Origin of the sequence: Nocardia sp. NPDC004068, assembly GCF_042874315.1 — a bacterium.
Classification (GTDB): Bacteria; Actinomycetota; Actinomycetes; order Mycobacteriales; family Mycobacteriaceae; genus Nocardia.
Window position 1 is genome coordinate 444195 of record NZ_JBIAMW010000001.1, and the last position, 13463, is coordinate 457657.

The following is a 13463-nucleotide window of genomic DNA, read 5'->3' on the forward strand; positions in this document are numbered from 1 at the left end:
GGCGGCGGGCGCGCGGGCGCAGACTCGGTCCGTGCGCGCAGCGCGCACGTCCTCACGACGGAAGGTAGGACCCATGGCGGGCAATCCGCGCGGCATCTCCCTCGAACCGGCCGCCCAGGCGTTCGTCGACGCGACCTCGGAACCGCCGTTCCTGTACCAGCTTTCGCCCGAGGAGGGCCGCAAGACGGTCGACGGGGTGCAGGACAGCCTGATCTTCAAACCGGAGATCGACGAGGAGTGGATCACCGTCGAGGGCGGGCCGACCGGGTCGGTGCGGGTGCGCATCGTCAAACCCGTTGGGGCGCAAGGGCCGCTGCCGGTGGTGATCTACACGCACGGGGCGGGTTGGGTGTTCGGCGACGCGCACACCCACGATCGGCTCGTGCGCGATCTGGCGGTCGGGGTGCACGCGGCGGTGGTGTTCCCCGAGTACGACCGGTCGCCGGAGGTGCGGTATCCGGTCGCCAACGAGCAGTCCTACCGGGTCGCGCAGTGGGTGCGCGCGGAGGGCGGCGAAAAGGGTTGGGACACTTCGCGAATCGCGATCGCGGGCGATTCGGTGGGCGGCAATATGGCGATCGCGCTGACGCTGATGGCCAAGGAGCGCGGCGATGTGTCGTTCGTGCAGCAGGTGCTGTTCTATCCGGTGACCGACGCCAATTTCGACACCCCCTCCTACGAGGAGTTCGCCGAGGGCTACTTCCTCGCCCGCGACGGGATGCGCTGGTTCTGGGATCAGTACACGACCAGCGCGGCCGAGCGCGCCGAGATCACCGCCTCGCCGCTGCGCGCGACCGTCGAGCAGCTGGCCGGGCTGCCCCCGGCGCTGGTCATCACCGGGGAGGCCGACGTCCTGCGCGACGAGGGCGAGGCGTACGCGGCCAAGCTGCGGTCGGCCGGGGTGCCCGTGATCGCGGTGCGCTATGGCGGGATCATCCACGATTTCGTCATGGTCAACGCGCTGCACGACACCGAGGCGGCCAAGGCGGCGGTGGCGCAGGCCGTGTCGGTGCTGCGCGGAGCCCTGCACAGCTGATAGAGAGTGTCGGTTATGAGCGTCTTCTCGCCCGGTTTCCACGGCCGGCCGCGCCCGAGTGACGATCGGCTGCCACCCGGGCAGTACCTGACCGAGGATTTCCCCGTACTGTCGGCCGGGCCGACGCCGCGGGTGGACCGCGACGCCTGGGAGTTCACCATCGTCACCGAGGCCGGGGTCCGGCACAGCTGGGACTGGGCGCGGTTCCGGGCGCTGCCGCAGGAGCGGCCGCACGTCGACATCCATTGCGTCACACGGTGGTCCAAGCTCGACACCGACTGGGTCGGGGTCGCGCTGGACACCTTGCTGGCGGAGGTGGACACCGCCGCGGAGTACGCGGTGGCGCACAGCTACGGCGGCTACACCACGAATCTGCCGTTGGCGGACCTGACCGACGGGCAGGCGTGGATCGTGCACTCGTTCGACGGGGAGGATCTCGACCCCGAGCACGGCGGCCCGGCGCGACTGCTCGTGCCGCACCTTTACTTCTGGAAGTCGGCGAAGTGGGTGCGGGGGTTGCGGCTGCTGGACGAGGACGAGCCCGGGTTCTGGGAGACGGCCGGATATCACGAATACGGGGACCCGTGGCGCGAGCAGCGGTATCAGGGCGATTGAGCGCGCCGCGCGGGTGGCGTCCGGCCGAGTTGGTCGCGGATCGGTTCGAGACCGCCTCGGCCCGGACGCTGCGGCTGCGGGTGGCGGACTGGCCGGGGCATCTGCCGGGGCAGCACATCGATGTGCGGCTCACCGCGCCGGACGGGTATCACGCCGAGCGGAGCTATTCCCTCGCAGCGCCTTTCGATGGGGAGTTCGTCGAGATCACGGTGCAGCGGGTGACCGACGGGGAGGTGTCGGGGTATCTGGTCGACGGGTTGCCGGTGGGGGCGTCGATCGAGATTCGGGGGCCGGTGGGCGGGTGGTTCGTGTGGGATCCCGCGCGGCCCGCTCCGGCGGTGCTGGTGGCGGGCGGGTCGGGGATCGTGCCCATCGCGGCCATGCTGCGGGCTCGGCGAAAGGCTATGGCGGACAGTCCGTTTCGGGTGGTGTACGTGTTGCGTGATCCGGGCTCGCTGTTCTATCGCGATGAACTGGCCGACGAGGAGATCTTCCTCGCCTACACGCGCGCCGCGCCCCCGGGTGATCCTCGTCTGCCCGGTCGTCTCACGCTCGAGGAATTGCGTGAGCACACCCTGCCGCCGGGGCCCGAGGTCACCTGCTACGTGTGCGGCCCGACCGGCTTCGTGGAAGCGACTGCGGCGCAATTGGTTTCGCTCGGTCATGCGCCGGGTGCGGTCAGAACGGAGCGGTTCGGATGAGTCACCTCGACGGTAACGCGCTCGCCGGGATCCTGTCCGAGTTGTTCGCGGCGGACGTCACCGCGTGCCCGTGTCGCTGCGGTGGGTGCGGAAATGTCCGGCCGGTGGCCGCCATGTTGGTGTACACGCGGGCGCCGGGCACGGTCGCGCGGTGCCCCGGCTGCCATGCGGAGATCCTCACGCTGACCGTGACGCCGCACGGGCGCTGGCTGCGGTTGGGCGACGGTGTCTCCCTGCACTTTCCGCTTGACCCTCACGCGACGTGAGGCAGCACAGTGGCCGCATGGACGATATCGAGCACACCGTCGGAACGGTCGCGGAGCTGACCGGCGTCTCCATCCGCACCCTGCATCACTACGACGAGATCGGCCTCCTGACACCGACCGACCGCAGCGCGTCCGGCTACCGGCTCTACGGCGACGCGGATCTGCAACGGCTGCAACGCATTCCGTTCTACCGCGAACTCGGCCTCGGCCTCGACGCCATCGCGGCGGTCCTGAACGATCCGCAGGTGTCCGAGGAGGACCACCTGCGCCGCCAGCGCGCACTGCTGAGCGAGCGGGTGGCTCGCTACACCGACATGATCGCGGTGATCGACAAGGAGTTGGCCGCGCGGGCCGCGGGCATCGCCCTCACCCCGGCCGAGCGGCTCGAGGTGTTCGGGGACGACCGCCTCATCGACCGCGCCGCCGAGGCCGAGCGAAGGTGGGGCGGCACAACGCATTTCGCGCAGCGCCGCGAACGCAGCGCCGACTACACCAAGGCGGAATGGTTGACCCTGCGCGCCGAACAACGCGAGATCCACCAGGCCCTCGCCGATGCCCTGCGCGCCAACATCCCCGCCGACGCCCCCGTCGCCATGGACCTCGCCGAATGCCACCGCCTCCACCTCGAACGCTGGTTCCACGACTGCGACCACGACACCCACGCCCACCTCGCCGCCGACTACCGCGACAACCGCCGCATCGGCCTCAACTACAACGACATGGCACCGGGGCTGTCCCGGTACATCCACGACGCCATCCTCGCCAACCGGCGGCGTCACAGCTGACGTCACACGATCGGTCTCGTTTACCCTCGACCCATGACCCGCCTGCTGATCATCCATCACACCCCCTCGCCGTTCATGCAGGACATGTTCGAGGCCGTGTTGGCGGGGGCGAACGATCCGGAGATCGAGGGGGTCGAGGTGGTGCGGCGGGCGGAGTTGGGGGTGAGCGCAAATGATGTGCTCGAGGCGGATGGGTATCTGTTGGGGACTCCGGCGAATCTGGGGTACATGTCTGGGGCGTTGAAGCATCGTTTGTCTACTTACCCGTCTATTACAAGTACTGCGAGGTCGGCGGCGTGAAACGGCTCCTGATCGTCCATCACACCCCGTCGCCGCACTGCCAGGCGATGTTCGAGGCCGTGGTGTCCGGCGCGACCGACCCGGAGATTGAGGGCGTGGAGGTTGCGCGCCGCGCCGCTCTGTCGTTATCTCCGACCGACGTGCTGGAGGCCGACGGGTACGTGCTCGGCACTCCGGCGAACCTCGGGTACATGAGCGGCGGCCTGAAACACGGGCTGGATGTCATTTACTACCCCTGTCTCGATTCGACCCGAGGGCGGCCGTTCGGGGCGTACTTCCACGGCAACGAGGGCACCGAGGGCGCGGAGAAGGGCGTCACCTCGATCACGACTGGGCTGGGGTGGGTGAAGGCGGCTGAGTACGTAGTGGTGTCGGGCAAGCCGTCCAAGGATGACCTCGAAGCCTGCTGGGAACTCGGCGCGACCATCGCCGCTCAACTAATGGAGACATCACTTGGATAAGGCAACAATCGCGGTCATTGTGTCGACTGCGAGTGCGGCAGTTTCGCTTTTCTCATTGGTCTGGCAGCTGACGCTCTATCGACTCTCGGGGGCAAGGCTGCGCGTACAGCTTGTTTTCGAGTTCCATGACGAGTGGAGCACGACTCGCGCAGTTTCGGGACTTAAAAGAAGGTCGTGGGGAAACGTCATGCGCGACTCCGATATCCCAGTTGCGAATCACTTTGGGATTGAATGCGTTCGTGTGCGAGTGACGAACATCGGCCGGACTGCTGTTTCGGTTGAGAACATCGCCCTGGACGTTGGGCGCACGAGTTGGCGGCGGAGGGGTCGAAAGTCGTTCGTCCCCTGGCTGTTCTACGCGAAGGGTGATGATCGCGCGGCTGCCATCACCCAGCCTTCCGTACGGCTTGAAGCCGGGGCGACCACGTCTCAGGTCTTTCATCTGTGGCCTGGGGTAGGTGCACAGGCGCAGAAGCTGAAGGATGGTCAGACGCTCGCTGTTCGCGGTACTGCTACCGCCGCTGGTCGCCGACCGACACTGTCATCGCGCCGCTTCGCCTGGAAGTTCCAGCAAAGCGACGAATCCTGGTTCACCGACTACGACGTGACTCCCGAGATGCGTGTATACCGGTCGCTGTGGCAGTCGAGCTACGCGGACTATGTTGGAGGCCTCCCCCTCCTATTTCATCGGGAGATATCGACAAAACTGCGTGAAGGCGCAACGGCCAAGGAAATTGAGGAATACCTCAAGTCGCACCAGGACGACGGAATATTCGGAATTGCCGCGTTCGATTCGCACAAGGCATTTCATGCTGATAGTGACAACGATGGCGGAAATTCAATTCTTGAGTCTGATGACGAGGCCGAAATCGACACGGCGGTGGAAACTCAGTAGGGGTAGCGGCGGTCATTGTTACGCCCTGTACGCCGCTCCAGCGCTCGCACGGTGAGCGCTCGGGCTGCGTCGCTGTAGGCGGCCTGTTCAGCGAGCACGGCGAACGTCTTCTCGTGCAATGCGATCTCGGAGGGCCCGGTGATGGTCAGCTCGGCGCTGACGGTCTCAGTGAGCACCTGGGCGCGGTCGTACATGACGAAGTTCGTCGCCGGGGCGCGATAGTCGGTGTCCAGCGGGATCACGCCGAGCCGGAGGTTGGGCCGGTCCAGTTCGCCGAGGAGGTGTTCGAGCTGCTCCACCATCACCGTGCTGCCGCCGACTGTCGGATAGAGCGCGGCCTCTCCAATGAGGATGTGGAAGGGGTGCCCGGCGCGCGTCAGGACGCCCTTGCGGGCCATCCGCATCGCGACGACTTCCTCCAGGTCGTCACGACCGCCGATCATGGAGATGCAGACGCGCAGGATCGCGCGGGCGTAGTCCTCGGTCTGCAACAGGCCGGGCATGTGTCGAGGTCGTAGCAGCGGATGAGTCGGGTCTCGCCTTCGGTCTTGATGGACTGGCGCTGTCGGTGCGCGTGCCCGGCGGCCAAGGTGCGCTGCCACTCCATGTACATCGCGCGCAGGTTGCGCAGGCTCGCCACCAGGTCATCCAGGACGGCCATGCTGTCGCAGGCTGCGCACCAGTCGGCGAGGTCGGCTTCGGACGGCGCTTGCTTCCCGCGCTCGATGCGGCTGATCTTGCTGGAATGCCAGCCGCACCGAGCAGCGAGATCGACGCCGGACAGGTGGGCGGCTCGGCGCAGCTCCCGAAGGCGTGCGCCGAGCGCGGCCCGTGCGTCATCAACAGCTCTCACGGCGCGTGCGCGTACTCGCTGTCGGCGTAGCGGGCGTGGTCGATTCCCTTCGGCCACAACGTCGCCCGTGCCCGAACGCACAGGCCGACCGATTTCCGGATCGGTGGTGATGGACAGGCCCATGAACTCTCCCGTCTTGGCGAACGTCGTAAACGCCACCGTCTCGTCATCGAACAAGTTGTGTCCCCGGGCGACCGGTGCAAGCCACCAGCGAGACGACAGGGGACGACATGGACGGCGGGCGCTACCTCCAGCACAGCGATGGAACCTGGGAGGTGGTCGGAGCGGACGGCTGGCCGATTCCGATGGCCGAATAGGTGGAACTCCACGCCGACGTGGTCGCCGCCCTCGCAGCCGTGGAACAGACGCCGGTGGATGAGCGCCTGTTGGTCGCGGTGCGGGGCGGCCTGCTATGCCTCCGTGGGCCGCGCCGTGCTGTGGGTCGTTGTGATCGGCTTACCGCTGGCGGTCATCGTCGGTGCTATTTGCTGGCCCGAGCGCATCCCGTCGAAGGAGTCGGTGAACGGAATCCCCACTCGCATCGAGGCCGAGGACCGGCGGCGGAGCGGCTGCCACGGACCGGGTTGAGCAGCGGTCACCGGACCGAGAGCATAGAAGCCGCGTAGGCCAGCACGATGCCCAGGAGGAGCGCGGCCGGGCCGATCCATGTCTTCCAGCGGTTCGGAACCTGCACTTCGGATAATAAGTAGCCGACGATCTGGCGCGTCACCAACTCGACCTTCCGAGCGCGCATGTCGATCTCGACAGTCGGGCGGATCATCGTGGACCACGCCTCGTCCTCGCCCTGGGTGTACTCACGGGCGACGGCCATCGAATCATCTTGCAGCTCTTGATGAGCCTTCTCGATGATGTTCATGTTGTCCGTGAACTTGCGAGCCATGCCATGCGCCTGCATCAGGTCCCGCACGACGAGATAGACACCGGCCAACTGGAATACCAAGCCGATGGTCGCGGTGACGTAGATACCCGCGTTGGAGTGGAGGAAGGCGATCACGAAGCCCATCCAAGCACCCCGCTCCGACACTCAGGACTTTGCGGATTACCGCCGCGATTAGAGGTTGCGTGGCGTGTTTTCTCCAGGGCTGCCCGACCACGCTCGGCCGTCGGGGTGGTAGGGGCAGCGCGCGAACTCCAAGGTGCCAGGCGTCGACGATGGCGAGTCCGCGAAGGAAGGCAGCCAGTGCCCGCAGTTGTCGCAGGACGTGAAGCCACCGGTCAGGTCGACTTTTCCGAGCAAATAGAGCACGGCGATCCGGTCCGAGACATGATCGAGAACTCCCACGGCTTCTTCGAAGGTGAACGGCTGGTTCCGGGCCTGGCACTTTGCACAGTTGCAGTCGGCATCCTCCGGTGGCCGTTGGAGGTATTCGAGAAGTCGCGTGCGGCCTCCTTCCGCCAGCCCTCCATCGGTATCGGCGTAGGTGCAGTTCTCGACGGCACATACCGCCCGCTCGGGAATCGGTCGACACCGCCCGGTCGGGGCGCTCTCGTTGTCCATACCGGTCAACTTAGCCTGCGGCGCAGTAACTCTGACATCCCGTCACGGCTCCGCCCTCGCCGAACTTGCGTTCGGCCGTCAGCGGCGAACCGAACCGCATCCGCTGTCCGGCCGCGTGGACCAGCACGTCATAGGCGACGACGAGGGCGGCGAGCGCGTCGGGCTGGTGCTGTCCGGCATTCCAGGTCACCGCAGCCGCTTCCAGCGCGGGCAGGTGACCGGCGATCCGGCACGTCCCGAACTCCAGCGCCTGGAGGAATGCGGAACTACGAGCCATCGCGTCACCGCTACCGCGGCCAGATCCCCGAGGCGACCAGCTCGTGACCCGGATCGTCCGGTCAGTCCTGGACCGGCGCAGCGCATCCCGAACCACGCGGGTGTAGGTCTCGCGGGCGGCGAAGCCTTCCACGGCGATTTCGGACGCTCCGGTGTCGCGCGCCAGTTCCACGGCGGCTACGCCCACTCGTCGGAGATCATCGGCTTCGAGAGGTCGCGGTGAACCACGACGATGCCCTCGGTGGTGATCGAGGCGGCGACGAGCCCGCACGCATCGCCCCGGCCGGAATCGCTCGGATCTACACCGACAACGGTGAACACCGGCCGTTCGGGTTCGGCCGGCAATCGTCAGCTGTCGAACCACTCGCGGCGCACCAGCCCACCTTCGGGTGGCGCTGGTACGCCCTGGAACAGGCTGTACCAGGTCCGTTTGCCGACGGTGCGGCGCAGCGCGGCGAACTCCTCAGCAGTGCGGCCGAGCGCGGAGACCATCGCCGCGCCGGGGGAGCGGTCGAGCGCGTCGGGGATGCCGGTCTCGGCGACGGCCGGAATGTTGATGTGGTCCCACACGTCGGGCTCCTCGGCGAGGAGCGTCCCGATCAAGTCCTCGGGGTGCCAGCGGGTGCCGACGATGACCACCGACCCGCCGGGGTGCAGGCGCGTCATCAGCGAGGCACGGAACTCGTGGATCACCCTGCGGGGATACGTCGCGGACTCGGCCGCCTGGGCGTTCTTCACTGGGGTCGTCCACGATCAGCAGATCGGCACCGAAGCCGGTGATGCCGGACAGGATGCCCGAGGCGAGCAGGCCGCCGTCGTGGCCGTCTACGCGCCAGCGGCCCATGGCGGTCTTGTCGCCGCGCAGCTCGAACCCGAGCACACGCGAGTGCTCGGTGATCAGCGCGCGGGCTGCGTGGGAGTGCTCGCGGGCGAGGCCGTCGCCGTAGCTGGTGAGAATCACGCGCGCGTCGGGGCGCTCCGCCAGCGCCGCCACTGGGCCGACCTGAGAGGTCAGCACCGACTTACCGGGTGCGGGGCGGGGTCGAGATGATGATCTGCTGTCCCGACGAGGTTATGGCGCGGCGCAGCGCGGCCGACAGCAGCGCGATGGTCGGCGTGACGTTGCAGCCGGAGATGAGCCGCGCAGCCAGGGCGGCCGGGGTTGTGGGGCGGGTGGCGGCACGGCGCGCGACCAGTGCGGGGGCAGCGGTCAGCGCCGTGATTGGGCTGGTCGTGGTAACCGCCATTTCGCTTCTCTCGAATTATTTTGAAGATTTTGAAGGCTTGGACACCACGCCGGGCGGGCATTTTCTGGCATATTTCCCCTGATCACAGCTCTGTGCGCGGCACGGTGAAGGTGTCGAACTTTCAGGTACTTGGCCAGTACCTTGGCGACATGGACGCAGAGAATCGCCTGGAGGCTCTTGGTGTGCCCTTGGAGGAGACCGACTTCGGACGTGAGGATGAGCCCGACATAGGTGGGTGCCTCCTGGTCCGCCAAGTCGACGGCGGGCTCATGATGAAGGTTGCGATTCGTCCGGGCATTGCAGGCGAAGAGCGCGACATGTTCGCACAGTGGGCTGAATCCCGTTTGTTGCGATTCGCAGAGCACGGTCCAGAACCTGACGGATGGCAGCACCGAAGCGACGGTGATTGGCAGCTGTGGGGTCGCTGGCAGCAGATGCCTGGATTGGACTAGTACTGACACACTCAGGCGGAGCCCGGGGCTATCCACACCTTCGCCTTTATCAGGCTGCGGATCAGCGGCATGTCGGCGTCGGACCGTGCCCCGAGGGCCGCGAGCACGGCGTCATGCCCGCCCGGCCGTCGCGGAACAGGGCGGCCCCAGTGCCTTGATGGCGGGCCAGACCGCATCCAGGGTCGGTTCGATCTCACGCGGCAGGCCTCCCTCGTCGGCGATCAGCTCGGCGTGGTCGCAGGGTGCCCGACAGCGCCGCCCGAATCTCGGTGATGGCCGGGATATGGCCGAACTTCCATCGCGTCTCGGCGTTGATCGCGGGTGGGGAGCCGGACAAGCAGGTGCGGGAGCAGTGCCGGGAACTGGGCGGGACGCTTGCCGCCACGCTGATGGGATAGCCCGAACACCGTACCCCCGAATTCTGGTGGCTCACGCTCCCTCGCCCGGTCCCGGCATACTCGACAAACGGGTAGGCTGCGGGATCTGCCTGCGGGTGGCGGGAATCGGGCGCGAGGGACGTGGAAGAAGGTGACTGTGGTGGAGACGGTACAGCGGAGGTCGGGGCCGGCCCGGATCGGGCTGGTCGAGGACCACGAATCGGTCGCGCTCGGCCTGGCGTCCATGCTCGCGCCGGAGGCGGATCTGGAATTGGTCACCACCGCGGGGACCGTGGGCGAATTGCTTTCCGGCGCACCGGAATTGGATCTCGTGGTGCTCGATCTGCGGCTCGGCGACGGGTCCGATCCGGAGGACAATGTGCGGGCCCTGCGGGAGCGCGGGCTCGAGGTGCTGGTGTTCACGGGGGCCGACAATCCGTTCCTGGTGCGCTCGGCCGCGCGGGCGGGGGTGCTCGGCGTGGTCCGCAAATCCGAGGACGTGGCGACCGTGGTGTCGGCGGTGCGTGCGGCCGCGTCGGGGGAGCAGGTGGTGACCACCGACTGGGCGGCTGCCATCGACAGTGATCCGCGGCTGTCCGACGTGGGACTGAGCCCGCGCCAGCAGGAGGTGCTCACGCTGTACGCCTCGGGGGAGAAGGCGTCGCGGGTGGCCCGGCTGACCGGACTGTCCGAGCAGACCGTCAACGACTACCTGGGCCGCATCCGGCAGAAGTACGCCGACGCCGGTCGCCCGGCCCCGACCAAGACCGATCTGTACAAGCGGGCCGTCGAGGACGGCTGGCTGCCCGTGCCCGAGCGCGCGCCTCGCGGATGACATTGGTGGGTGAGGCGTCGTGGTGATCGTCGGCGCCGTGGAGACATCGTTGTCCCGGTCGGGCCCACTACCGCGCGTCGCGGCGTGGTGGCGCGACCGGTCGGCCGCGGAACGGGATCTGACCGCGGTGGCGTTCGGCCGGATCATCCGGCGGCTCGGGCTGTCGGTCGGCATCGGCGGCGTGATCATGGGGCTGGTCGATCTGCCCGAGATCACCCAGCAGTCCGATCAGGCCGCGCACTGGTGGACCCCGGTCGCGGTCGCGGCGACCTTCGCGCTGTTCCCGGTGCTGGCCGTGGTGTCGGTCGTCGCGCCCATTCGGTGGATCCGGGCGGCCGCAGGGGCCGCCGCGGTGAGTTCGCTGGCCGCGTTCGCCACCACGCCGTTCGCCCTGCACGCGCACACCATCGACGCGGAGTCGCTGTGGCTGTACCGGATGGTGCCGCTGGGGGTGGTGGCGGCGACGCTGGCCTGGCCGGCCCGCGCGGCCGTGGTCTACCTCGTGGTGAGTTCCGCGGCGGCGGCGTCGACGAATGTGTATCTGCTGGAACCGTTCACGACGGCCTCGGCGCTGGCCGCGTTCGCCCGCATCTTCGGGTTGTCGGCGCTGTTTGTGTGGTGCGCGACGCGCGCGCTGAGCGCCGCCGCGCACGTCGACCGGGAGTCGGCGATCGCGAGCCGCCGGGCCGCGTCCGCCGCCGCGGCCGCCGCGCGCGATCACGAACGCGCCCGGTTCGCGGCCCTCATCCACGACGCGGTGCTGTCCACCCTGTTGGATGCCTCCCGCGGCGGGGAGAGTTCGGAGGTGCTGCGGCGGCAGGCCGAGCGCACCCTCGAACAGCTCGACGAGATCCGCGTCCAGGCCCACGAACCCGATGTGCTCGACGCCCGCGCCGCGGTCCTGTTCCTGAGATCGGCTGTGCACGAGATCAATCCGAGCATCCGCTTCGCCACCCGCACCTGGCCCGGCTTCGACGATCTGCGGATGCCGGTGCAGGTGGCCGCGACCCTCGCGGCGGCCCTGGGGGAGGCGGTCCGCAACAGCCTCCGCCACGCCGCGGTGCCGGGCCGGGAGGTGCGGCGCACGGTGACCTGCACGATCAGCGCGGGCAGTATCCGTATCGTGTTCGCCGACGACGGCGCGGGATTCGAGGTGAGCCACGTTCCGGCCGATCGGCTCGGCATCTCGGTGAGCATCCTGGGTCGTATGCGCAGGCTCGCGGGCGGGGCGGGATTCGTGGAATCCCAACCGGGAGAGGGCACTTCGGTGACATTGGTGTGGGGTGGCGATGGCTCACCCTGATCTGTCCCCGGATGCGGACGCGCGCTTCGGGTTTCGCGATCTGCTCGGCCTGCGCGGCGGGATGGCGTGGCTGTTCCTGGTGATCCTGGAACTGACCATCGTGCTCTACATGCTCGGCAATTTGGCCACCGCGCCGGCCGCGGCGGCGCTGACCGCGACCGCGATGCTGGCCACGGCGGGCGCGCTCGTGCTCGCCGTCCCGGTGGATCCGCTGCCGTTGCCGGTGACCGCGTTCGTCGCCGCGTGCGCGCCCGTGGCCTCGGCATTGACCATGTCCAACACCGGAACCCACCACATGCTGTGGACCACCTTCGCGTCCTCGTACGTGCTCGCCGTGCTGGTGCTGCGCGGGCGGATGGGCTGGGCGTGGCTCGGGGTCGCCGGCGTGGCGGCGGTGATCGTAATGTGGGGCGCGCGGATCGGGCAGTCGGCGGGCACCATCGTCGCGCCCATCGTGCCGGTGGGCACGGTCGTGGCGATCTCGGCCTTCGCGGTCATCATGCGGCCGACCCAGCAATCGCTGCGGCGGCTGCGCGAGGAGGCGACCATCCGCGCGGCCGCCGAGGCGACCATGGCCGCCGCCGAGGGCGAACGCGTCCGGCAGCTCGGCCGGCTGGACCGGGTCGCGCGGCCCATCCTCGAACGCATCGCCGAGGGCGCCGATCTCACCGTCGCCGAGCGCGAGGAATGCCGACTGCTCGAGGCCGAACTGCGCGACGGGCTGCGCGCGCCGCAGCTGGTCACCGAGGAACTCAGCGGCGCGGCGCGCGGGGCGCGGGCGCGCGGGGTCGAGGTGGTGTTGCTCGACGACGGCGGCTTCGCGGGCGCGCCGCCCTGGGTACGGCGTCGCGTAATCGACGCCGCCACAAGGGAATTGGACGCCGCCAACACCGGGTCGGTGACCGTGCGGGTGCTGCCCGTGGGCCGCCGGGTTTTGGCGACCGTGCTCGCGCATTCTCCGGAGCACGACCGGCGTACCGAGATCGACACGCAGGGCGCGGTCACCGTGCTGGACTGAGAACGCTCAGCCTTCCGAGCGCCCCGCCCGCCTCATCTGGTCGCGCAGCGCCCCTTGGACCACCGTCGACATCCACGCGTTGAGCGACTGGTTGCTCTGGGCGGCGGCCTCCTCGGCGCGGGACTTGATGTTCTCGACGAGGCGGAGGGTGACGCGGCTGATGTCGCCGGTCATCTCCTCGAAGGTCGGGTTGTGGGGTTCGTCGGTGGTGTTGGGGCGCACGTCGATTCGGGCGTCGGTGCCGTCCACCGAGACGTGCACGGTGCGGTCGCCGAGGGCGGTGCTGATCTCGGCGGCCAGCTCGGACAGGGCGGCCAGCAGCGTGAGCCGGGCGGCGTTCTCGGTGGCCGCGGCCAGGGCGGCGGCCGTGGCCTGAGTCTTCTCGTCACCCAGAGCGGCCGCGGCGACCAGGTCCTCGCGCAGTCGGGCGGTGTAGGCGTTCAAATCCATGACACCAGCGTGACGTCATCTATGGCGTCACGCAAGCGGCAATATGATGTCATGATCGACTGTGGGGCGGACTC

21 protein-coding genes and 1 pseudogene are annotated in these 13463 nt (G+C 68.3%); 13 read left to right on the plus strand and 9 right to left on the minus strand.

What is annotated here, in order from left to right:
* Positions 1 to 73 precede the first annotated feature (73 nt).
* From ACFYTQ_RS02040 to ACFYTQ_RS02075, 8 genes and pseudogenes are all read left to right on the plus strand, one after another.
* Positions 74 to 1036, plus strand: a complete 963-nt coding sequence (locus ACFYTQ_RS02040) for an alpha/beta hydrolase (protein ID WP_387356285.1) — start codon at positions 74 to 76, stop codon at positions 1034 to 1036.
* 15 nt (positions 1037 to 1051) lie between these two features.
* Positions 1052 to 1651: a sulfite oxidase-like oxidoreductase gene (locus tag ACFYTQ_RS02045; RefSeq protein ID WP_387356287.1), complete on the plus strand. Its 600-nt coding sequence runs from the start codon at positions 1052 to 1054 to the stop codon at positions 1649 to 1651.
* Positions 1648 to 2352, plus strand: coding sequence for a ferredoxin reductase (locus ACFYTQ_RS02050; protein ID WP_387356288.1), 705 nt, complete (start codon positions 1648 to 1650; stop codon positions 2350 to 2352). Before ACFYTQ_RS02045 ends, ACFYTQ_RS02050 begins: the two co-directional genes overlap by 4 nt.
* On the plus strand, positions 2349 to 2618 hold the full coding sequence (locus ACFYTQ_RS02055) for a DUF6510 family protein (RefSeq protein ID WP_387356290.1): 270 nt from the start codon (positions 2349 to 2351) through the stop codon (positions 2616 to 2618). The genes ACFYTQ_RS02050 and ACFYTQ_RS02055 overlap by 4 nt, the downstream gene beginning before the upstream one ends.
* Positions 2619 to 2635: 17 nt before the next feature.
* Positions 2636 to 3403 carry a MerR family transcriptional regulator gene (locus tag ACFYTQ_RS02060; protein WP_387356291.1) on the plus strand — a complete coding sequence of 256 codons (768 nt, stop codon included), beginning with the start codon at positions 2636 to 2638 and terminating at the stop codon, positions 3401 to 3403.
* Between the two features lie 33 nt (positions 3404 to 3436).
* Positions 3437 to 3657 (plus strand): annotated as a pseudogene (locus ACFYTQ_RS02065) (flavodoxin family protein); the annotation flags it as partial.
* Between the two features lie 42 nt (positions 3658 to 3699).
* Positions 3700 to 4164 carry a flavodoxin family protein gene (locus ACFYTQ_RS02070; protein WP_387357001.1) on the plus strand — a complete coding sequence of 155 codons (465 nt, stop codon included), beginning with the start codon at positions 3700 to 3702 and terminating at the stop codon, positions 4162 to 4164.
* 187 nt (positions 4165 to 4351) lie between these two features.
* On the plus strand, positions 4352 to 5059 hold the full coding sequence (locus ACFYTQ_RS02075; protein ID WP_387356293.1) for a hypothetical protein: 708 nt from the start codon (positions 4352 to 4354) through the stop codon (positions 5057 to 5059).
* Here the strand turns inward: ACFYTQ_RS02075 and ACFYTQ_RS02080 are convergent.
* From ACFYTQ_RS02080 to ACFYTQ_RS02115, 8 genes are all read right to left on the minus strand, one after another.
* Positions 5053 to 5562 (minus strand): DUF5753 domain-containing protein, encoded by a 510-nt coding sequence (locus ACFYTQ_RS02080; RefSeq protein ID WP_387356295.1) that lies wholly within the window; start codon positions 5560 to 5562, stop codon positions 5053 to 5055. The two genes, ACFYTQ_RS02075 and ACFYTQ_RS02080, sit on opposite strands and share 7 nt — an antisense overlap.
* On the minus strand, positions 5499 to 6089 hold the full coding sequence (locus tag ACFYTQ_RS02085) for a helix-turn-helix domain-containing protein (RefSeq protein ID WP_387356297.1): 591 nt from the start codon (positions 6087 to 6089) through the stop codon (positions 5499 to 5501). The genes ACFYTQ_RS02080 and ACFYTQ_RS02085 overlap by 64 nt, the downstream gene beginning before the upstream one ends.
* Positions 6090 to 6507: 418 nt before the next feature.
* Entirely contained in the window at positions 6508 to 6936 is a 429-nt protein-coding gene (locus ACFYTQ_RS02090) for a hypothetical protein (protein ID WP_387356299.1), read from the minus strand.
* A 48-nt stretch (positions 6937 to 6984) separates the two neighbouring features.
* Positions 6985 to 7431: a hypothetical protein gene (locus ACFYTQ_RS02095; RefSeq protein ID WP_387356301.1), complete on the minus strand. Its 447-nt coding sequence runs from the start codon at positions 7429 to 7431 to the stop codon at positions 6985 to 6987.
* 10 nt (positions 7432 to 7441) lie between these two features.
* Positions 7442 to 7708: a hypothetical protein gene (locus tag ACFYTQ_RS02100; RefSeq protein WP_387356303.1), complete on the minus strand. Its 267-nt coding sequence runs from the start codon at positions 7706 to 7708 to the stop codon at positions 7442 to 7444.
* A gap of 176 nt (positions 7709 to 7884) precedes the next feature.
* A complete protein-coding gene (locus ACFYTQ_RS02105; protein WP_387356305.1) occupies positions 7885 to 8052 on the minus strand; it encodes a hypothetical protein in 168 nt (55 codons plus the stop codon).
* A 3-nt stretch (positions 8053 to 8055) separates the two neighbouring features.
* Positions 8056 to 8445: a hypothetical protein gene (locus ACFYTQ_RS02110; RefSeq protein WP_387356307.1), complete on the minus strand. Its 390-nt coding sequence runs from the start codon at positions 8443 to 8445 to the stop codon at positions 8056 to 8058.
* Positions 8446 to 8729: 284 nt separating this feature from the next.
* A complete protein-coding gene (locus ACFYTQ_RS02115; protein WP_387356309.1) occupies positions 8730 to 8954 on the minus strand; it encodes a hypothetical protein in 225 nt (74 codons plus the stop codon).
* A gap of 20 nt (positions 8955 to 8974) precedes the next feature.
* Between ACFYTQ_RS02115 and ACFYTQ_RS02120 the strand changes: the two genes are divergently transcribed.
* The 5 genes from ACFYTQ_RS02120 (at position 8975) to ACFYTQ_RS02140 (ending at position 12939) form a co-directional block, all read left to right on the plus strand.
* On the plus strand, positions 8975 to 9406 hold the full coding sequence (locus ACFYTQ_RS02120; protein ID WP_387356311.1) for a hypothetical protein: 432 nt from the start codon (positions 8975 to 8977) through the stop codon (positions 9404 to 9406).
* 242 nt (positions 9407 to 9648) lie between these two features.
* Entirely contained in the window at positions 9649 to 9804 is a 156-nt protein-coding gene (locus tag ACFYTQ_RS02125) for a hypothetical protein (RefSeq protein WP_387356313.1), read from the plus strand.
* A gap of 139 nt (positions 9805 to 9943) precedes the next feature.
* Positions 9944 to 10618, plus strand: coding sequence for a response regulator (locus tag ACFYTQ_RS02130; RefSeq protein WP_387356315.1), 675 nt, complete (start codon positions 9944 to 9946; stop codon positions 10616 to 10618).
* A 19-nt stretch (positions 10619 to 10637) separates the two neighbouring features.
* Positions 10638 to 11921: a sensor histidine kinase gene (locus tag ACFYTQ_RS02135; RefSeq protein WP_387356317.1), complete on the plus strand. Its 1284-nt coding sequence runs from the start codon at positions 10638 to 10640 to the stop codon at positions 11919 to 11921.
* Positions 11908 to 12939 carry a hypothetical protein gene (locus tag ACFYTQ_RS02140; protein WP_387356319.1) on the plus strand — a complete coding sequence of 344 codons (1032 nt, stop codon included), beginning with the start codon at positions 11908 to 11910 and terminating at the stop codon, positions 12937 to 12939. Before ACFYTQ_RS02135 ends, ACFYTQ_RS02140 begins: the two co-directional genes overlap by 14 nt.
* 6 nt (positions 12940 to 12945) lie before the next feature.
* On the opposite strand, the gene ACFYTQ_RS02145 is transcribed toward ACFYTQ_RS02140, so the two are convergent.
* The gene (locus tag ACFYTQ_RS02145) at positions 12946 to 13389 is read right to left on the minus strand and encodes a hypothetical protein (protein WP_387356321.1); all 444 of its coding nucleotides are present in this window, start codon (positions 13387 to 13389) and stop codon (positions 12946 to 12948) included.
* Positions 13390 to 13463: the final 74 nt, after the last annotated feature.